The organism is Aeromonas sp. OTU364 (genome assembly GCF_038440395.1).
In the GTDB taxonomy this organism is placed as follows: Bacteria; Pseudomonadota; Gammaproteobacteria; order Enterobacterales; family Aeromonadaceae; genus Aeromonas.
The window spans coordinates 1-19,583 of sequence record NZ_JASATR010000015.1; the positions used below are offsets into that span (position 1 = coordinate 1).

A 19,583-nucleotide genomic window follows, 5' to 3' on the forward strand; every position below is an offset into this window, starting at 1 on the left:
CTCCCGCAACATCTTCAGGGAGAGCAGGTCAGGTTTGCTGCGTTGGTGACACCATTGTCCACCAGCAGGGTGCAGGGGCCGCTGATGACCTGGCCGCTGGCTGGCGGTGTCATGGGAATACTTAACGAACTCGGCTTCAGCAGGAAGGTCGTGTTGTTCCCCGAGTAGGAGAAGTTCACCACCAGAGTACTATTCTGTGCAGCCGTACAGGTATAGATGGCCGTCTGGTTATCACTGCTCGGCGCATCCACATGACAAGTGGCCCCGGATGTCGAGGTGCTGATGCCCAAGCTGCTGAAGACATTCTTCTTGCAGGCCTTGGGAGTGGGATCGTTGTTTTTTGTTTTCTCGAGACACTCCACCTTGCCCGTTACCGTCAACAAGGGCTGTGTCACAACGCCAGTGTCTATTTTCACTGCCAGTTCGGTACTGAGTGCCAGGCTTTGATCGCTTGGTGAAATCAGCGTCGCGGTGACCCCTGAATTACCCTGATAGACGGTGGCTTTTACCTTCACGCTCTGCAGCACCTGGCTACTGTCCTTGGTGGATTTCTTGGCTGCCAGATAGCCACGGCTATAGCTGCCGAAGTAGTAGTTATTGAGATCCACTATGGTATCGACCGGCTCATTGCTGACGGTGGCGTAGTCGGTAGCTGCCCCCGTCAACTGGCCATTGAGTGGAGTCATGGACCACTCCGCCAACATGGTCAGGTTGATATCCTGAAAAGGCACCTTTGCCAGATAGCCAGTGACATTGGTATCTATCCCGGTCAGATAGGTGGGGTTCAAAATATCGACATAGATGCCACGGGCAATCAGCTGGCGCGTACCGGTATTGATCGCGATCTCCGTAACCGCATCACCACCAGGCGCAACATTGGCAGGGGTTTGAAGCCATGTGGAAAAATCACTGATCGCAGGTGCTGTTGCCGTCGGGGTCGAGGTCCAGTTCAGGGTCTGTTTCTGCCAGTCGATATAGGTCTTGACCACATACTGGATGTAATTCTGGTAACTGACCTGATTGGCGGCCTTGGCCAAGAAATCCGAGGTGGTAACAATAACCTTGACCAGGTTCCAATCCGGGAGGGGGCGATAGTATCCATCCAGTCGCACAAACCGGCAAGCATCAACATAGGTGCCACTGGCCGCCACGGACAGTGCGCTGTTATAGCGCTGTCGACTGGTATTGAGCGGTGCATAGTAGCTGGTAAAACTCCCCCCCGAACCATCGAAATGATCCTTGCAGCAGCTTGTGCAGAGCGCTGGCTGGTTATTGCCGCTGACGGTCCCGGTCTGCTTGCTCTGCTGTGCACCTACTTTCCAGTAGAGCTGGTTGGTGGAAGTACTGTAGGCCTGACCCGGCAGAGAGGCACTCAAGGTTGAACCATAGGTACAGGCGCAGCTTACCGAGCTGATATCTTGCTGGATTTGCTGGGTATTCCCTTGATTTGCAGGCTGATACGTCACTGTTTCAAACTGTACTTCCTTGCCGACAGTGTTGTTTTTGGCCACCACAGTCGGAGAAGGCTTGCTGGTTTCCTGTCTGCTGCCGTTGCCGAGATCGATGGAAATGACGTCCGGCGCCACCCCAGGGGTGTAATTTATCTTCGGCCCTGTCCGAGCGGTATCCAGCCCCCCACTCAACTGTTCCGCAGTCAATGATTCCGTAGGAGAGGCATAACCCGTAAGTGCGACCGAGGCGGTCACTCCTTCACTGTTGGTCCAGCTCACTGTCGTATTGATCTGCTTTCGCCCAGGGTAGTTCAGCAGATACCCTGCAGGAGCCGTGTTCTGCCATGCAGAAGTAGCTCCGTTCCAATATTGGTTGGTCACTGTCCAGGCCAATGTGTAACTGTCACCAGACTGGTTCTTGGTCGCATTGCCACTCGTAATGGCCGAATAGGCAGTGAGCGGGGCCGTCGCCGTCACCAGACTGTTGAAATTACGAAATTCCTCAATCTTGGATTCCGCGAGTCGCATGGCAACTTCATACCGCCGCCCATCCTGGGAGGCCGTGAGGGCCGACTTCGACAGCATCACCAGGCCGACCACCCCCACCCCCAACACAACCAGGGTTACCAGTATCTCAAACAGGCCAAATCCTTTTTGCCGTTTCATTTGCTTGTCCTCTACCAGTCGCGCCAGCTACCTGGAACCTGCTTAAGAGTCTGAAAGGCGGCGCCTGTCCTGATATTGCTCAGTGCGGCCTCATCATATTTCGCATCATAGGTACCATTGGAATTGCCCAGCTTGAAGTTGGCAGCCAGAGCGCCATTGACGATGGCTCCGCCGGTGAGTTTGATATCCGCGGTCGTAGTGGCAGGGTCGGAGGCGTAAGCGAACACCAACCCAAATAGCTGACGGTTACCATTGATGGTCAAGTTGCCATCTCGAATGATCAACACAACAGGGGCGGCCTGAGTACCAATATTGGACCCCGGACTACAATCACCGTCGACAATGATAAGCCCGGTTGTCGTCGGCCCCAGACCATTGCAGTTCGTGACTATCTGATTGGCCCTGGATTCGATGTTTGCCCAACCAGCATCATCGTCATTCTCATTGAACAAATACCACACCAGGTCGGTTGGAAAATCGGGGTCGCTATCCTTGATATCCGACTGCTTACTGCCCGGTTGGCTGATGTTGGCACTGCAGCCACCGGCGTAATCCCCCTGATGGCAGGTCTGGCCGGACCCCGTATTCAGATCTACATAATCATTGGTCCAGATGGACAGCGGCACTCCGGGTCCCCCTCCATTGGGATTGGCAACAACGGTAAAATTCCCCCCCACCGCCATGCCACCGGCAACGGTCAGAGGAGCCGCGGGGGTGCCTGCCAGCACGTTATTTTGCACATATTGTGCCTCGACCGCCGCCTGGGCCTGGCTGTCACTCAAATTGGCCACGGAACGAATACGGATGGGGGCAACGAGTGTGGTACTTCCCGCCACCACGGGAAAGGGGGTTATGCATTCGACTGTCAGGGTATAAGCCCCGCCTGCACCAGATGGAGAAAAAGAGTTCCCTGACCAAGCGGGCAGCAAAGAGGGACAAGATGAGCCTTCAGCCGAGAGGCGACCAAAGCCATAGGATAACCCCTGCTCTGCCAAGGCCATCACTTGACGATAGAGGGTTTCATTCAATGTGATGCGACGATCGGCCACCAGCAGCTTACCCACCAGCAGAGTGACTGCCAGCAGGATCAACAGCAGGATCAGTGTGACTGTGAACGTCGTAAAACCGGACTGGGTTCTCATATCAGTATCCGTCATTGCGCAGCTTGATATCCCGCTGCAAGTTCAACGTCAACGTCGTGTTGTCCTTGTAGCGACCCGATATATTGAGCTGGATGGCCCTGGCGCCACTCACCTGACTATTCGCCAACAAGCCGTAGGTGAGCTGAGTAACTTCTATGGTGTTATCGGTCGAGATGAGACTGCCACTGTCACAGGCAGGGCTGGCTCCCGTCGCCAGCTTGATTCCCTTTTCGGCACTGCTGTAACTGTAAACACGCGTTTCGAGACTGCTAGATGCGCTGTTATTCAGCACACCATTTTCATTGTCATCATAATTCACTCTAATACAGCGATAGAGCTTGGAACCTGTTGCCGTCTCATCCAGCAGGTCGACACTGGCATCAAAATAGAAGGGGGAAGGTGCTGCACCAGATACCAATCTGGTAGCGGTGGCAGCACTGGCATCATAGCCTGCCCGTTCTATATCGCGGGCTATCATATCGGTGATCGCCTGCATCTCCTGATTGAGGCGACTTACCTTCATGGCGGTACTATTGGCCCTGAGAATGGTCGCGAAAAGCGAGATCACCGTGGCCACCAGCAGCAAACCCGCCACCATGGAAACCATCAGCTCCACCAGGCTGAAACCTGCATGTCGCCTCAGCATGTTGGCACCCCGCTTACATTGCTGACGGCACAGGTACGCACCCGTCCGACATTATTGGTGACGACCCGCATGGCATGGTTTCCGGATGAGATTGCAATGTTGCCCGCCGTGAGAGAGCCTCGGCGGGGAGAAATACTGAGGGGTCTGATATTGGTTGCCGACTCACTGTAACTCGCCACCAAGGTGATACCGGGAAACTCACTGGCATCTACCCCTTTGCGCCCCTCGATACTGGAACACGCGTCGGCACAACTGTTACAACTGCCATCGACATGGACCCGGTAACACCAGTTGCTCGCACCACTGTTAAAAAGGAGGAGATTGAGCGTCTGATTGCGTTTGACCGCCTCGGATTTGAGCAGCATGACGTCGGTGTAAAGAGCCTGCGTGGCAGCCCTGACCATTTGCTCCTGTCGCAATGACTGGTAGCTGGGCAGGGCTACAGCCAGCAGCAATGCAGCCACCGTCAGTGTCAGCAACAGCTCAATCAGGGTGAAACCGGAAACACGTCCTACTGTGCGCATCATTTAGCTCAAGACTCCTTTCTTTTTGCCCATGCCAGTAGAGCCCAGCGTCAGTACTATTCTATAGTATCAAACCGTTTCGAGAGCACGCCGCCCATGAGAACCAAACAATCAGGTATTACCTTGCTGGAGCTGCTGGTCGTGGTGGCTGTCGTCGCCATCCTGGCGGCTGTAGCCTATCCGAGCTTTACCAATGGACTGCAGAAGTCCCGTCGCGCCGAGGCTCTCAAGGGACTGCTGAGCATGCAGCTCAAGCAGGAGGAGTTTCGTATATCCAATGCAAGCTATAGCGGGACACCATCCCAAGTCGGTAACCCGGCAAGCGATTACTACACCTTCACCATCTCTGGCGCTACCGCCACGGTTTATACCCTGATAGCCACTGCCAAGGGCAGTCAGAGCAACGATGCAGGTTGCACCATATTGACCCTCAACAAGGCCGATACCAAGACGCCATCTGATTGCTGGAAGTGAATCACCAGCAGTCAGCCGCAGTAAATGATGCACCCGAGACGGTTTGCCGCCCCGCCTGATCCAATATCAGCACACCGCAGTTGTCTCCGTTCATGCCCCCCGTTGGCGTCGCGCTGAGGGTGAAAAGACCGCCACTGGCACTGACGGCCAACTGGTAATAGGCAGAGCCACCATCTCTCGGCAGGGTGCTGAGCCCGGCCGACGCAAGACTGGCCGAGCCATAGTCTCCCGTCAGGGTGAATTCCCGCTCCATGTATTGGGCCGCCTCCATCAGGGCGGCTCTCGCCTCGGCTCTGCGTGACGCCGCGATATGCTCCTGATAACTGGGGTAGGCGATGGCCGACAGGATCGCCACCACCACGACCACTATCATCAGTTCCAGCAGGGAAAATCCCTTGGGCTGTTTCATTCCAGTTGAATCCAAGACTGCCTGCCTCCCAGCTCACCCGCCCCCTCCTCCAGCGTCACCGACACATTGCCGCTGGAACCGCTCATGTATTTACGCTCAACCTCACCATCTTCCACCACGCTCGGGGTCGTCGTCAGCTCATCAAACTGCTTGCCACTGGCGGGCACCTTGGTGGAGCCCCCGTTACCGTCCGGCACGTCGACATAGTCATCATCATTGACGGCATTATCGCCATTGACATCGAATACCGAGTAAGTGAGGCGAGCCCCCGAGAAGGGCTCAATCTCCATCAACCAGGATCGTCCTCCGAAATCACAGGCGTCGGATGAGGGGATGAGAGTGTTGAAGATCAATCGCTTGTGACGATACATCATTTCTGCCACCTGACGCTCACCCACGCCCTTGGAAAGTCCTGGCGAAATGAGCTTGAGAAACCACCCCTTGCGAGCGCTGTAGTCCACCGCACTGTTGGAAACGACCCGTACATTGAACTTGCGAGTAGTGCCATTGGCTGCCAGCTCGTTGGTGATGGACTGACTCTGTAGCTGGCTGGCCGTAATGGTGCTGGTCTGGCCATCGGCATCCCAGATACCATATACAGCGTCCACCCGCGGCGTACTCGGCAGGCTTTTATCATCGTTGGTAAAATAACTTCCCGTCCCGAACAGGACCATCACCCCACCATTGGGATGTCGAAGTGCCAGTGGTCGAACCGTGATGGGCTGGCGTGCCGTCGCCGAACAAGTACCGTCACATGCCTGATACAAAGGCGCCGGAACCTGATTTCTGCCACTCCCGCTCGTCAGCGCTACAGCCCACTGGTTGCTGTTGTTGGCTGTCAAATCGAACTTCCACAGATTGCCCTGCAGATCGCCGGCATAGACGTAATCGATCAGCTTGTCCCCGTCCACATCCACTGGCAAGGGGCTCGACAGGCCATTTGGGGCTGAATTGGAGCCAACCTCTGTGCTCAATTCCTTTATAAGGGAGCCATCCGCCAGATCGATCACAAACAACCTGGCTATCTGGCTCTGACTGTTATAACCATTGGCCACCAACGCCACCCACTTGTTACCCGCCTTGACCCTTCCCAGGGTCGGCACCGAGAGCGCCACCCCCATCTCGGCATTGCTGCTGGCGTTGAATTCCCACATCACATTGCTGGCCACCATATCGGCAGGGTTCGTCACGTTGATGGCGAACACCGCCTTGCCACCTGCCCCTGTGCTGCCCAGCAGCACCGTCTTCCAGTCACCATTCAGATAGGCATCCCCCACCCTGGGCGAACCATCCACATAGTAGCGGTGGGCATAGCCCGTCTGGGTCAAAGGCGCCAACCCCCCAAGCAGGGATACAGGAACGTAGGCCATGGTCTCTACGCCGTCGCTGGCCCTGAAGCCATGCAGCATACCGTCATTAGCCCCGACATAGAGCATCGGCGGGCGGCCGGTCACCAGAGTCGAACTCAGGAAGGCGGCATATCTCTCCCGCTCGGTTTGAGTCAGCCCGCTGGCCGCGCCATAGCCATAGTCCTGACGCCCCACATAGACGGGATCCGAGTTGATGATATCCCCCAGAATGGTGCTGCGGTCTCTGAAGGATCCCCCTCGCCCCTGCTCGCCGCTGCGATCACCACGTAGATAATTCACTCTTGACTCACCAAGAGAGTCTCCTCCTACGGCGAACAGGGCTCTGTTCGCTATGTTGAGAGCCCCCCAAGTGAAGTCGATGCCACTCCCCCCCTGCAGAGTGAAGATGCGGCGCTCGTCGGGTTCTGGCAGTTCAGCCGCTGCATCCCAGGCTTGTCCCCCCAAAGCGCCACTGTCATCGAGCGGGATGGCAATGAGTTGACCTGACCAATCCCCGCTGTTGTAACGGGCTTGATAGATATGGGTATTGCTGTCGAGCCGAGTGGCATTGGCCGTCACCGAGCTAGCCGAGCTGGTACGCGATGCGATTTGGGCCAGTGTATTGCCGAGCGCGGTAGCGAAGGTGGTGGGATCGGCGGCACTGAAAAATCCTCCCTTGCTGTTGACTGCGGCATGCCAGAGGTCATCCACTTTTCTGGCGTCGGAACCGTAAGGGTTGGGCCAGCTAGCTGGCATCCCGTTGGCGGGATTCAATGTGCCATTCACTCCCAATCCCACGGTGAAGTTGACCAGATGCTGCCAATTCGCCGGATCTGCCGTGCTGGTCGGCACCTTGTTGACCAGGTCGGTGCGCAAATCCGTCTTCCAATAGTTGAGGGATACGTCGGCCAAGGTGTCGGCCGTTCCGTCCTTGTCCAGATCACCGACCACAGGGTTCGGATTATAAGAACGCCCCTCGCTCCAGTAGCCGTCTGTCATCAGAATGTTGTAACTCTGTCGACAGGTCAGATGCGCTGCAGTACTGCCCGCACTGGTTACCCAGGGGCCATTGTTGTCCGTGCGGGAAAAATAATTTCCCACATCCTGGAGACTGGTCCGCAGCGGCGTGTAATGGATGCCATTAAATTTGCCGTTATAGAGGTCCGTGAAGAAACCAGTGCGCTGGGAGCCGGTAAATGGCGCCACATTGCGCAGCATGGTACTGCCGCTATTGATGGTGGTGAATCCCACCCGGATGGTATTGCCCTGGGTTGCGAAGGCGCGCCCGATCCCTGCCCTAGCTGCCAGGATCCTGGATCGGTAATAGGTATACCAGTTGGCAAAGTTCTGGATCTCTTCGGCATAAGTGCAGACAGGAGCACTCTTGCAATCGCTGCGGTTGGGCCGGTTGTCATAGGTGCTGCCCGACTTGATCTCAACCCGGGTATAGCTGCCAGCCTTCCTCACGTCGCCACTTCCCTTGTAGGCAAAGTAGATGGCTGGCCAGAATGTCTCTTCCGCATTTCTGTTGTAATCGGCGGAAAAACTGGTGTAGTAGTTTGCCCGCAGCTTGTTGTTCTTGGTCAAATCGCGGCAACCTGCCATCGTATTGGTCGGGTTATGTGGCGCACAACTTATATTGGCATTCACCATCAGGGATCCATCCGCATTGGCCCAGGGGCGATAACTCAAGGATGGGTTGTAATAGAGTTTGTTGTTTTGGCTCGACCGGCTATAGGCATTGAGGTCATTGGTAGCGGCGAACGTAACCGTGCTGTTGCTCCAGTCATAACTGCCATACACCTCATCGGCTCTTGGATAGATGAAAAACACGTTGAGGTTGGATGGCACCAGCTCTTCCGGCATCACCTCGGAGAGCATCGAACTCGAGTTGTCCAGGGTGAACATGATGTTGGGCTCGGCACGAGTGCCGAGATAGAGGGGGGTCTGGGCGATATCGAGTGCCCCCTGAGCCGTCAGCACTGGCAACAGTCCCAACAGCATCCATGCTGATCTACGCATCCTCGCTCCCCTCCTATCGACTGTAGGTTGACTGCAACAGCACGAAACTCTCGTTCGACAGACCATATCCCCTGGCAGTGATGCGGTAGAGGCGACGCTCACCCTGAGGTTCGTCCGCAGCCAGATTCTCGTTTAGGCTTTGGGTATAGGGCAGCCGCTCGATGAAATACTCGGGTGATGGCCCCTGACCACCAGTATTGTGGCTGCGCCATGAAGTGGCCGATGCCAGCGGATCCATGGCAGTGTCTACCAACTCATAGAGTCCATCGCTGTTGTCGAAGGGCCCAGCAGTTCCGCCTTCGATATAACGCTCAGCCCCCCGTAGCGCCGCCTCGGCCGCCTGGAATGCCTGCAGGCTCTCCTGATAATTCCCCGCCATCTTCTCCTGCAGCACGCCCCCACGCATGGCGGCCATCGCCAGCAGGCTCACCACCGTCAGGAAGATGAGGCTCAAGATCAATACCATTCCTCGTTGCCGCATCGTGCCTCCTAGGGAACCCTGTTACGCAGCGCAACCGTGGTCTCAGTTGTCCAGTACCAGTGGCTGTCCGCGCTCTGGAAGGTACCGCCAGCAAAGCTGACCGATTGAGGCGATGAGAGCACACCACCCTGACCGCTGCGAAGCAACAGGGCGATCCCGACACTCATCACATTGTCCCAGTTGCTCACTGATCCCGCTGTCACATAAGTATCGGCGGCGCGATCCCTATTGCGATCCTCACCATAGGTGAGCTGCAGATCGGCTATCCCATCCACCACAGGCGTGCCAGCGGAGCTACCGCTCTTGCGATAGAGGGTCCAGGGACGATCAGCGGCGGGGCGGGCAATGTAGTAAAGCCGAGTCTCCAGTCGGTGAAGCAACGAACCCGGGCCAAATCGCTCCTCGGCAGGGGCGCTGCTCCCTCCCCAGGAGCTCACCGTATTGCCTGGGACATAGCTGTTGCTGTTGGAGTGGTTGATATTGAGCTCTCCCCCCGCGGCCTGCACATTGGTGATCTGGAAGACCCTCGCCTTCTGGCAGTCGGACACCATGACGATGTCGCCCTCGCAAAAATCACTGTAAGCAGGCTTGTTGGGCGCACAGTAGTTGGCCTTGGTCGACAGCAGTTGGGCAAACAACTGGGCGGCACTGTTGTTGCGGATCACGGGCACTCCGCTACCGACCGGGCTCTGGATCAGCAGCAGATCACTGCCGCTGCGCGGCTTGGGTTCCCCTGCCCCGAACAACCCGGAGATCGCGGTGGGCAAGGTGCTGCCCAGGTTGTCATAACCACGGATCCGGATGCGAAAGTCATAAGGGGTTGTCGTCGCGCTCAGGGTGCTGGTAATGGTCACCCCTTGCTTGCTGATGCATCCCAGATACCCAGCCAGTCGCAGCTCTTTTTGCATCAGATTGAGAGCGAAGCGACTCTCCTCCTGTACCCGGGCGACCGCCTCAGTGATCAGAAAAGTACGGTGATTGCCCAGAAAGACCTGGATGATGACCCCAATAGTGAACAGGGAGAGCAGCAGGGCAATCATCACCTCTACCAGACCTACACCAGCCTGGTGATGCCTCGATGCGGTCTTCACAGCTCTGTCCTCACTATCAAGGCCTGTTGGGCAGGTTCACCCGCCTGACGGCCCCCTTGCCACTGCACCCTGATGGTGGCACGCCCCTGGCTGACCACCACGGACCCGTCCCCCTGCGGCAAGGAGGCGAGCGTTTGCTTCCAGTATTGAAGGTCCGCCACGGCCGCCGTCGCCCCTGACGCACTCTCACCCAGTGCGATATCGTACTGACCGGCCAGGGCGGCGCTGCGGTTGGCCCGCATCAGATCGCAGATCAAGCTGGCGTACTGGGTCGCTTCGGTCTTGCTCAGCGCCGACTGGTTGCTCTTTAGCGCCTGTAACTGGAGAGTGGCCATACCGAGAATACCCACCGACAGCACCAACACGGCGATCATGACCTCCAGCAGCGAAAAACCGCTATCGCGCGTCACATGCATGTGACCTCCTCAACCGACGGGTGACCTGTCCCATTGATGCTGATACTGCGCCCGCTCACTCCGGCACAGGAGGATGGCGTGAGACTGAAGACATGTCCCTGAGGAGTGCGGCCATCGAGAAAGCCATTGCTGGTGAAACGCAGCATCGCAGTGTCACTGGTCAAGACGTCTCCCCCGAGCGAGCCAAACTGGCGGATCAGTTCCCCGCCATCCAGACTGCCGTTGCCATTGTTATCACTCCACACCTGCCATCCCCGCTCCCAATGCAAGGCCGTGTTGCCAGCCTGCGCCGACAATAACACGCTGCGATTGCGCCGGACCGCCTCGCTGCGTGCCAGTTGTACGGAAGCCACGAACTGATTCGCCTGCGTCGTCAGGCTCATGTTCCTGATCAAGGAGTGAAAGGAAGGGACTCCCAGCGTCAGCAGGATAGACAAGAGTGCTATGGTGACCATCAGCTCGATGAGCGTGAAGCCGAGAGACGCAAACGTCCTGTTGTGCACCGTGCCAAACCCTCCTTCAGTTCCATCCATGGTTGGGGGCGGTATTGGTGAGATAGAGACAGTCTAAACAGTGTTGTCGGTGTTGGTAATTGCAACTACGGGTTCAAACGAGAAGTTATGATGGTTTTATATACAAGGTATGGGAGCTTGATCACAAAAATGCCGGCACAGGGCCGGCATGTCAATCAGAGGATACGCAACTCGGGCGGCACCTCGAAGACCACGTTCTCTTCGCGACCCGGGTGTTCTGTCACTATCTTGCCACCCAACTCACGCAGACGGGCGATGACATTCTGAACCAGCACATCGGGAGCAGAGGCCCCCGCCGTCACCCCGATACGCTCGACCCCTTCCAGCCAGGGGGATTCAATCATGGAGGCATCGTCGATGAGGTAGGCTCGCGCCCCCACCTTCTCGGCCAGCTCCCGCAGGCGGTTGGAGTTGGAAGAGTTGCGAGATCCCACTACCAGCATGGCATCCACCAGCCCGGCCATCTCCCTGACCGCATCCTGACGGTTCTGGGTGGCGTAGCAGATGTCATCCTTGCGCGGCCCCTGGATCTTGGGGAAGTGCTTGCGCAGCGCATCGATGACGTCCGAGGTCTCGTCCACGCTCAGGGTGGTCTGGGTGACGAAGCAGAGGTCATCCGGGTTCTTCACCTTGAGCCTGGCCACATCGTCCGGCGTTTCCACCAGATACATGCCCCCTTCCGGATTCTCGTACTGCCCCATGGTGCCTATCACCTCGGGGTGACCGGCGTGACCGATGAGCACGGCCTCGGAACCCTTGCGGCTGGCGCGATGAACCTCCATGTGCACCTTGGTCACCAGCGGACAGGTGGCATCGAACACCTTGAGGGCGCGGGACTTGGCCATCTCGCGCACCGTCTTGGCGACGCCGTGGGCGGAGAAGATGACGATGCTGTCGTCCGGCACCTCGTCGAGCTCCTCGACGAAGACGGCCCCCGCCTCTTTCAGCTTGTTCACCACATAGCGGTTGTGTACCACCTCGTGACGGACATAGATGGGGGCACCGAACTTCTCCAATGCGCTCTCGACGATGCTGATGGCACGGTCGACACCGGCGCAGAAACCACGGGGGTTAGCCAGCAGAATGTCCATCAGTGCACCTTCTCCTCATCATCCACACCCAGGATCTCCACCTCGAAGGTGACGGTGTGGCCCGCCAGCGGGTGGTTGAAATCGACCGTCACCGACATCCCTTCAACCGCCCGTATGATGCCCGGCAGCTCGCTGCCATTGGGCTGATCGAACAGGATGATGGTGCCGACTTTTGGCTCCACATCGGTACCAAACTTGGCTCTGTCCAGATGGTAGATGTTGTCGGGATTGGAGAGACCGAATGCCTGCTCGGGCGCCAGCGTGAAGCTCTTGGCCTCTCCCTGTTGCAGCCCCAGCAGGCACTGCTCGAAGCTCGATGTCAGGCTGCCGTCGCCCATCCGCAGGCGGGCCGGTTTGCCGTGCAACGCAGTGCTGTCGGCCACCGAGCCGTCTTCCAGCTTGATGGAGAAGTGGAACAGCACGCTGCTGTCAGCGCCTATGGCCTGGCTCATGCCGCCTCCTTCTGCTTTTCGGAGCGGAAGCCTTCCAGCACTATCATGGCGGCGCCGATGAAGATGAAGCTGTCCGCCAGGTTGAATGCGGGCCAATGGGAGCGCTGCCAGTAGAAGTCGAGGAAATCGACCACGTGACCCAGCACCAGGCGATCAAAGACGTTGCCAAGGGCGCCGCCGATGATGAGGGAATAGGCGATGCCGCTCCAGCGCTGGGTGACCGACTGCTTGCGCAGCCAGTGCGTCAGCAGGCCACAGATGGCAAACGCCAGGACCGCGAAGAACCAGCGCTGCCAGCCCCCCTGATCGGCCAGGAAGCTGAACGCGGCGCCCTTGTTGTAGACATGCACCAGGTTGAAGAAGGGGGTGATCTCCACCCCCGGATAGCCAAACGGCAGCAGCTTGACCACGGCGAGCTTGCTCGCCTGGTCCAGTACGAAGGCCAGCACAGCCAGCCACAGCCAACGCAGGCCGGTTTTTTGAGTGTCTTGAGTCATGTTCATCAGGCAAATTGACGCGTTTCGCCGTCACCCTCGACGTTGGTGACGCAGCGGCCACAGATCTCTTCGTGACCGGCTATGGTGCCCACGTCTTCCACATGGTGCCAGCAGCGGTCGCACTTGGCGGCAGCAGACTGGGTCACATTCAGCCACAGATCATCGCGCTCGGTCGCAACGGCACCTTCCGGTGCTGTGTCAGCCACCACCACCTTGGCCTTGGAGGTAAGCAGCACGAAGCGCAGCTCATCGGCCAGGGCATTCAGGCGCTTGGCCAGCTCGGGCTTGGCGAACAGGGTCAGCTCGGCCTGCAGGGAGCCACCGATGCGCTTCTCGCCACGGGCGGCTTCCAGTGCCTTGTTCACTTCACCGCGCACGGTGAGGATCTCGGCCCAGAAATCGTCGTTCAGCACTTCGCCCGCTTCCAGCCCGAACAGGCCGTCGTACCACTCTTCGGTGAACACGAACTCACCGCGCTCACCCGGCAGCAGAGCCCAGATCTCGTCGGCGGTGAAGCTCATGATGGGCGCCATCCAGCGCACCATGGCCTCCGCGATGTGATAGAGCGCGGTCTGGCAGGAGCGACGGGCCAGGCTGTCCGCCTTGGCGGTGTACTGGCGATCCTTGATGACGTCCAGATAGAAGGAGCCCATCTCGATGGAGCAGAACTGCATCAGCTTCTGGGTCACGCCGTGGAAGTTGTACTCGTCGAACGCAGCCATGATCTCGGCCTGTACCGCCTTGGCACGACCCACGGCCCAACGATCCACCACCACCATATCGGCCGGTGCCACCATGTCGGTCGCCGGATTGAAGCCGTTCAGGTTGGCCAGCAGGAAGCGGGCTGTGTTGCGGATACGGCGATAGGCATCGGCGGAGCGCTTGAGGATCTCGTCGGAGACGGTCATCTCGCCGGTGTAGTCGGTGCTCGCTACCCACAGACGCAGGATGTCGGCGCCCAGCTTGTTCATCACGTCCTGCGGACTGACCACGTTGCCGATGGACTTGGACATCTTGCGGCCCTGGCCGTCCACGGTGAAGCCGTGAGTCAGCACCTGGTTGTAGGGAGCCTTGTCCTTCATGGCCACGCCGATCATCAGGGAGGACATGAACCAGCCACGGTGCTGGTCAGAGCCTTCCAGATACATGTCAGCCGGGTTGCCGTTGAACTCGGGACGGGCATCGACCACGGAGGAGTGGGTCGAACCTGAGTCGAACCAGACGTCCAGGGTGTCGGGCACCTTGTCGTACAGGTCGGCGTCGCTGCCCAGCAGCTCGGCCTTGTCCAGATCCCACCAGGCCTGAATGCCGGACTGCTCGACCCGCTTGGCCACCTCTTCCATCAGGCGCACGGATTCAGGGTGCAGCTCCTGAGTCTCCTTGTGTACGAACAGGGAGATGGGCACGCCCCAGGTACGCTGACGGGAGATACACCAGTCAGGACGGTTCTCGACCATGGCCTGGATGCGGTTCTTGCCCCATGCCGGCACCCAGCCGCTCTGGCCGTGTTGTTTGATACCATCTTTTTCGATGCGTTCGATCTCTTCCAGCGCGCGCTTGCGCAGCCCCTTCTGCTCCATGCTGATGAACCACTGGGGGGTGGCACGGAAGATGATCGGGGTCTTGTGACGCCAGCAGTGCGGGTAGGAGTGATTGAATACCTTGTGGTGCAGCAGGGCGCCACGCTCGGTCAGCACCTCGACCACGGCCGCATTGGCCTTGAACACGTGCTGGCCGGCAAACAGCTCGGTATCCGGCAGGTAGACGCCGTTGCTGCCCACCGGGTTGGCCACTTCCAGACCATACTTCTGACCGACCACGAAGTCTTCCTGACCGTGGCCAGGGGCGGTGTGCACGGCGCCGGTACCGGCATCCAGGGTGACGTGATCACCCAGCACGACCGGCACGTCGAAGCGGTAGAAGGGGTGGTTGAAGCGCAGCAGCTCGAGCGCCGCGCCCTTGGCATAGCCCAGGTTGTGGAATTTCTCGATACCGGCGCGGTCCATCACGTCCTTGACCAGCTCGGCGGCCAGGATCAGGCGCTCGGGGTTGTCACCCTCCACCTGTACCAGGGCGTAGTCCAGATCGGCGTGCATGGCGATGGCGCGGTTGGCCGGCAGGGTCCAGGGGGTGGTGGTCCAGATCACGGCAGAGAGCGGGCCACGGCCGAAGTGACCTTCAGGGCAGTCGAACTTGGCGGCAACGCCCGCCTCGTCGACGGCCTTGAAACGCACGTCGATGGAGGGGGAATTCTTGTCGTAGTACTCCACTTCGGCTTCCGCCAGCGCGGAGCCACAGTCGGTACACCAGTGCACCGGCTTGGAACCCTTGTGCAGGTGACCATTGGCGACAATCTTGGCCATGGAGCGGATGATGTTGGCTTCGGTGCCAAAGTCCATGGTCAGGTAGGGGTGTTCCCAGTCACCCAGCACCCCTAAGCGGATGAAGTCGGTCTTCTGCGCCTCGATCTGGGTCTTGGCGTATTTGCGGCACTCGGCGCGGAACTCGGCGGCGGAAACCTTCTCCCCCGGCTTGCCGACCATGCCTTCCACCTTCAGCTCGATGGGTAGACCGTGGCAATCCCAGCCCGGCACATAGGGGGAGTCGAAGCCGGAGAGGCCCTTGGACTTGATGATGATGTCTTTGAGGATCTTGTTGACCGAGTGACCGATGTGAATGCTGCCGTTCGCGTAGGGAGGGCCATCATGCAGAATGAAAGAAGGCTTGCCCGCTTTGGCGCGGCGAATGGCGCCGTAAAGATCCTGATCGTACCAACGCTTGAGCATGTTGGGTTCGCGCTTGGCCAGATCGCCACGCATCGGAAACTCGGTTTCCGGCAGATTCAGGGTGTGTTTATAGTCGCTCATCAGTCCTGGGTTCCCTTCTTTTCTAAAAGAGTGCTGGGTAAATTGAATGGTGGCAGCCCGAACCAGGCTCGGGCCGCCAGGGCATCTCGTTCGATCTGCTCTTTCAAGGCGGTGAAAGAGGCAAACTTCTGCTCTTCGCGCAGCTTGTGGCGAAGCAGCACCTTGACCTGCTGACCGTATAGATCACCAGAAAAATCAAATAGATGTACTTCCAATCTGGCTTGTGTACCGCTCAAGGTCGGCCGTACACCCACATTGGCGACACCGGGGAAGGTCTTGCCGGAACATAACACTTCCACCGCGAACACGCCACCGACCGGGATCACCTGCCGTTTGAGCGCGAGATTGGCGGTAGGAAAACCTATGGTGCGCCCCAGCTTGTCGCCGTGGGCCACCCGGCCGCTGATGGCATAGGGGCGGCCGAGCATCAGCTCCACCTCCGCCATCCGCCCTGCCTTCAAGGCCTCGCGCACCAGGGTGCTGCTGACCCGCTGGCGTTCGACCTGGAAGCTCTGGGTGCTGATCACCTCGAAGCCGAAGCGGTGGCCCGCCTCCTCCAGCAGGTGGAAGTCCCCTTCCCGCCCCTTGCCGAAGCGAAAATCATCGCCCACCACCAGGTAGTGCACGCCAAGTTTCTCCACCAGCAGCTGCTCGATGAAGGTGCTGGCGGCCTGCTCGGCGAAGCGGTGCGTGAACCGCACGCAGAGCATGCGATCTATCTGCATCCCCTTGAGGGCTTCGTACTTCTCTCGCCAGCGGCTGAGCCGGGCAGGGGCGGCGTCCCCCGCAAAGAGCTCAAGGGGCTGCGGCTCGAACAGCATGACGCAGGCGGGCAGGCCAAGCTGGGCGGCTTTCTCCTGCAAGCGGGCCAACACCGCATGGTGTCCCTGATGAACCCCATCGAAGTTGCCTATGGTCAATACACAGCCCCGGTGACGGGGCTTGATATTGTGAATGCCGCGAATGAGCTCCATCAGTGCCTTGTGCGTTGCTGCCATGGAAATCGGCGGATTATATATCAGGCAGCAATCAGGGTCAGCCCTGCTGTTGAGCCGATTTCAGGTATCTGGCCCGGAACCCGGGCCTCATCAGCCTCATTGCTGACCCGATTTCAGGTGTCTTGGCCTGACCCCCAGCACCAGCAGGACGATTCCATACAATGCGCCCCCAAGGCAGAGCAGCAAGGTCAGCTCCAGAGTGGCCTTGCCCATGCTCCAGGCCCCCCACTGGGCAAGACCCGGTGACAGATAGCCAAGCACGCCCCCCATCAGCACGGTCGCTGCCAGCAGCTTGAGGCAGAACAGGCCCGTGTTGCGGGAAGGGCGATAGACGGCCTGCTGATAGAGCCCCTTGAACAGCAGGGCCGCATTCAGGGTGCCGGAGCAGGCGGTGGCGAGCGCCAGCCCCACATAACCAAGCGGATAGATGAAGATGAGGTTGCACACCATGTTGGCCACCATGGCCATGATGCCGATCCGCACCGGGGTCCTGGTGTCCTGGCGGGCGTAGTAGCCAGGGGCCAGCACCTTGATCAGCATCAGCGACAGCAAGCCAGTGGTGGATGCCAGCAGGCTGGCGCTCGACATCGCCACCTCGTGCATGCCGAACTCGCCGCGCATGAACAGCACCCGCAGTATGGGCTCGCGCAATACGGCAATCCCTACCATGGCGGGCAGACCGAGCAGCATCACCATGCGCACCCCCCAGTCCATGGTGCGGGAGAAATCGGCCGGATCCGCATCCACATGTTTCCTGGCCAGCGCCGGCAGGATCACAGTGCTGATGGCGACCGCGAACAGACCGAGGGGGAACTCCAGCAGGCGATCCGAGTAATAGAGATAGCTGATGGCGCCGGTCGCCAGGAAGGAGGCCAGCATGGTGTTGATCAGCAAATTGATCTGGCTGACCGAGACGCCGAACAGCGCCGGTATCATCAGGGTGCGGATCTTCACCACACCAGGATGGTGCCAACCCCACTTGGGCCACACCAGCATGTTGATCTGGCGCAGGAAGGGGTACTGGAACAGAAACTGCACCAGGCCGCCGAGGAAGACGCCGATCGCCAGCGCGATCTCGGGCCGCTCCAGCAACGGGGCTATCCACCAGGCCGCCGCAATCATGGTGAGGTTGAGAAACACCGGCGTGAAGGAGGAGACGGCGAAGCGACCGAAGGTGTTGAGGATGGCACCGGCCATGGCGGTGAAGGTGATGAACCAGAGATAGGGGAAAGTAATCTTGAGCATCAGGCTGGCAAGCTCGAACTTCTCGGCCGCCGGCCCGCCGTGCAGCCAGTCCCAGAACCAGCCCCAGCCAAAGATGGCGGTCAGCACACCCGAGCCCAGCACCCCGAGCAGGGTGACTATGGTGACTATTCCCCCAAGGGTGCCCGCCACCGCCGCCAGCAGCTCGCGCACGGCCTGCTCGTCACCGTTTTTCTTGTACTCCGTCATCACCGGCACGAAGGCCTGGTTGAAGGCCCCTTCGGCGAACAACCTGCGCAAGAAGTTGGGAATGCGGTTGGCGAAGAAGAAGACGTCTGCGGCCACCCCGGCACCGAGCAGATTGGCGATGACCACATCGCGCACCAAGCCCATCACGCGGGACGCCAGCGTCATTCCGGACACTATCATGCCGGATTTGATCAATTTCTTACTCAAGACGAGGCCTCTGGAACTGTCAGAAAGAAAAGAATGCTGTTAGAATCGGCCGACAGTTTAACCGTCTCCCATCTGACACACCACCGGGGGGCGGTGTTTATTTGCACAAATCATTTGACAATATGTGGTTGGGAAGGCATATTTCCGGGCCTTTTCAATACACTCGCTAAGACAGTTTTAGGAGTTTTACCTTGGCTAACATCAAATCTGCTAAGAAGCGTGCTCTTCAGTCAGAGAAACGTCGTCAGCACAACGCCAGCCGTCGTTCCATGACCCGTACCTACCTGAAGAAAGTGATCGCTGCCATCGCCTCTGGCGACAAGGCTGCAGCCACTGCCGCTTTCGCTGTTGCTCAGCCGATCATGGATCGTATGGCGACCAAAGGCCTGATCCACAAGAACAAAGCTGCTCGTCACAAGAGCCGCCTGTCTTCCCAGATCAAAGCCATGGCTTAATCAGCTTCGGCTGAATAAAGCTAAAAAAACCGGCCTTAGTGCCGGTTTTTTATTTGGGTTCGCTGCAATACAACTTATGCAACAATCCAATCATCTCGCGTACCTCATGGCTGCGCAGCGAATAGTAGACCGTCTGGGCCTCTTTTCGCGTCGCCACCAGCTCATCGCGCCGCAACACCGCCAGATGCTGTGACAGGGCCGATTGACTCAGTCCAAGCACCCCGTTGAGTTCCCCTACCGATAGCTCTCTGTCCAATAACTGGCACAGAATGAACAAGCGCCGTTCATTGGCCAGCGCCTTGAGCAGGGTCACCGCACGTCCGGCATTCGCCTCCATCTCTTCCAACTGCATCGCATTCC

At 58.6% G+C, this 19,583-nt stretch carries 19 protein-coding genes; 2 read left to right on the plus strand and 17 right to left on the minus strand.

Annotated features, from left to right (window positions below; all coding sequences use genetic code 11):
• Nucleotides 1–14 precede the first annotated feature (14 nt).
• From AAHB08_RS14690 to AAHB08_RS14705, 4 genes are read right to left on the minus strand one after another with little or no spacing between them, the layout of a single operon-like run.
• Entirely contained in the window at nucleotides 15–2,117 is a 2,103-nt protein-coding gene (locus tag AAHB08_RS14690) for a prepilin-type N-terminal cleavage/methylation domain-containing protein (protein ID WP_342059325.1), read from the minus strand.
• 11 nt (nucleotides 2,118–2,128) lie between these two features.
• Nucleotides 2,129–3,259, minus strand: a complete 1,131-nt coding sequence (locus tag AAHB08_RS14695) for a PilX N-terminal domain-containing pilus assembly protein (RefSeq protein WP_342059326.1) — start codon at nucleotides 3,257–3,259, stop codon at nucleotides 2,129–2,131.
• Between the two features lies 1 nt (nucleotide 3,260).
• Nucleotides 3,261–3,905, minus strand: a complete 645-nt coding sequence (locus tag AAHB08_RS14700) for a PilW family protein (RefSeq protein ID WP_404837722.1) — start codon at nucleotides 3,903–3,905, stop codon at nucleotides 3,261–3,263.
• Nucleotides 3,899–4,432: a GspH/FimT family protein gene (locus AAHB08_RS14705; RefSeq protein ID WP_446699536.1), complete on the minus strand. Its 534-nt coding sequence runs from the start codon at nucleotides 4,430–4,432 to the stop codon at nucleotides 3,899–3,901. Before AAHB08_RS14705 ends, AAHB08_RS14700 begins: the two co-directional genes overlap by 7 nt.
• Nucleotides 4,433–4,525: 93 nt before the next feature.
• Between AAHB08_RS14705 and AAHB08_RS14710 the strand changes: the two genes are divergently transcribed.
• Nucleotides 4,526–4,903 carry a type IV pilin protein gene (locus AAHB08_RS14710; protein ID WP_168236406.1) on the plus strand — a complete coding sequence of 126 codons (378 nt, stop codon included), beginning with the start codon at nucleotides 4,526–4,528 and terminating at the stop codon, nucleotides 4,901–4,903.
• A 1-nt stretch (nucleotide 4,904) separates the two neighbouring features.
• Here the strand turns inward: AAHB08_RS14710 and AAHB08_RS14715 are convergent, their stop codons facing one another.
• The 12 genes from AAHB08_RS14715 to murJ form a co-directional block, all read right to left on the minus strand.
• Nucleotides 4,905–5,312, minus strand: coding sequence for a type IV pilin protein (locus AAHB08_RS14715; RefSeq protein WP_342059327.1), 408 nt, complete (start codon nucleotides 5,310–5,312; stop codon nucleotides 4,905–4,907).
• On the minus strand, nucleotides 5,309–8,683 hold the full coding sequence (locus AAHB08_RS14720; RefSeq protein WP_342059328.1) for a pilus assembly protein: 3,375 nt from the start codon (nucleotides 8,681–8,683) through the stop codon (nucleotides 5,309–5,311). Before AAHB08_RS14720 ends, AAHB08_RS14715 begins: the two co-directional genes overlap by 4 nt.
• 13 nt (nucleotides 8,684–8,696) lie before the next feature.
• A complete protein-coding gene (locus AAHB08_RS14725; protein ID WP_052814608.1) occupies nucleotides 8,697–9,149 on the minus strand; it encodes a PilX N-terminal domain-containing pilus assembly protein in 453 nt (150 codons plus the stop codon).
• Nucleotides 9,150–9,172: 23 nt separating this feature from the next.
• Entirely contained in the window at nucleotides 9,173–10,255 is a 1,083-nt protein-coding gene (locus AAHB08_RS14730) for a PilW family protein (RefSeq protein ID WP_342059329.1), read from the minus strand.
• Nucleotides 10,252–10,671 (minus strand): type IV pilus modification protein PilV, encoded by a 420-nt coding sequence (pilV, locus tag AAHB08_RS14735; protein WP_342059330.1) that lies wholly within the window; start codon nucleotides 10,669–10,671, stop codon nucleotides 10,252–10,254. Before pilV ends, AAHB08_RS14730 begins: the two co-directional genes overlap by 4 nt.
• Nucleotides 10,662–11,174, minus strand: a complete 513-nt coding sequence (locus AAHB08_RS14740; protein WP_342059331.1) for a GspH/FimT family pseudopilin — start codon at nucleotides 11,172–11,174, stop codon at nucleotides 10,662–10,664. The genes pilV and AAHB08_RS14740 overlap by 10 nt, the downstream gene beginning before the upstream one ends.
• Before the next feature lie 185 nt (nucleotides 11,175–11,359).
• A complete protein-coding gene (gene ispH, locus AAHB08_RS14745) occupies nucleotides 11,360–12,295 on the minus strand; it encodes a 4-hydroxy-3-methylbut-2-enyl diphosphate reductase (protein ID WP_342059332.1) in 936 nt (311 codons plus the stop codon).
• Nucleotides 12,295–12,747: an FKBP-type peptidyl-prolyl cis-trans isomerase gene (gene fkpB, locus AAHB08_RS14750; protein WP_247627250.1), complete on the minus strand. Its 453-nt coding sequence runs from the start codon at nucleotides 12,745–12,747 to the stop codon at nucleotides 12,295–12,297. Before fkpB ends, ispH begins: the two co-directional genes overlap by 1 nt.
• Nucleotides 12,744–13,250: a signal peptidase II gene (gene lspA / locus AAHB08_RS14755; RefSeq protein WP_043131468.1), complete on the minus strand. Its 507-nt coding sequence runs from the start codon at nucleotides 13,248–13,250 to the stop codon at nucleotides 12,744–12,746. The genes fkpB and lspA overlap by 4 nt, the downstream gene beginning before the upstream one ends.
• Nucleotides 13,250–16,111, minus strand: a complete 2,862-nt coding sequence (gene ileS, locus AAHB08_RS14760; RefSeq protein WP_342059333.1) for an isoleucine--tRNA ligase — start codon at nucleotides 16,109–16,111, stop codon at nucleotides 13,250–13,252. Before ileS ends, lspA begins: the two co-directional genes overlap by 1 nt.
• On the minus strand, nucleotides 16,111–17,085 hold the full coding sequence (gene ribF / locus AAHB08_RS14765; protein WP_025325710.1) for a bifunctional riboflavin kinase/FAD synthetase: 975 nt from the start codon (nucleotides 17,083–17,085) through the stop codon (nucleotides 16,111–16,113). Before ribF ends, ileS begins: the two co-directional genes overlap by 1 nt.
• Before the next feature lie 120 nt (nucleotides 17,086–17,205).
• On the minus strand, nucleotides 17,206–18,768 hold the full coding sequence (gene murJ / locus AAHB08_RS14770; protein ID WP_342059334.1) for a murein biosynthesis integral membrane protein MurJ: 1,563 nt from the start codon (nucleotides 18,766–18,768) through the stop codon (nucleotides 17,206–17,208).
• A gap of 191 nt (nucleotides 18,769–18,959) precedes the next feature.
• On the opposite strand from murJ, the gene rpsT reads away from it, so the two are divergent.
• The gene (gene rpsT / locus AAHB08_RS14775) at nucleotides 18,960–19,223 is read left to right on the plus strand and encodes a 30S ribosomal protein S20 (RefSeq protein WP_139436823.1); all 264 of its coding nucleotides are present in this window, start codon (nucleotides 18,960–18,962) and stop codon (nucleotides 19,221–19,223) included.
• Between the two features lie 49 nt (nucleotides 19,224–19,272).
• Here rpsT and AAHB08_RS14780 read toward each other — a convergent pair whose 3' ends face one another.
• Complete coding sequence (locus AAHB08_RS14780) at nucleotides 19,273–19,575, minus strand: ArsR/SmtB family transcription factor (protein ID WP_342059335.1); 303 nt, start codon at nucleotides 19,573–19,575, stop codon at nucleotides 19,273–19,275.
• Between the last annotated feature and the right edge of the window lie 8 nt (nucleotides 19,576–19,583).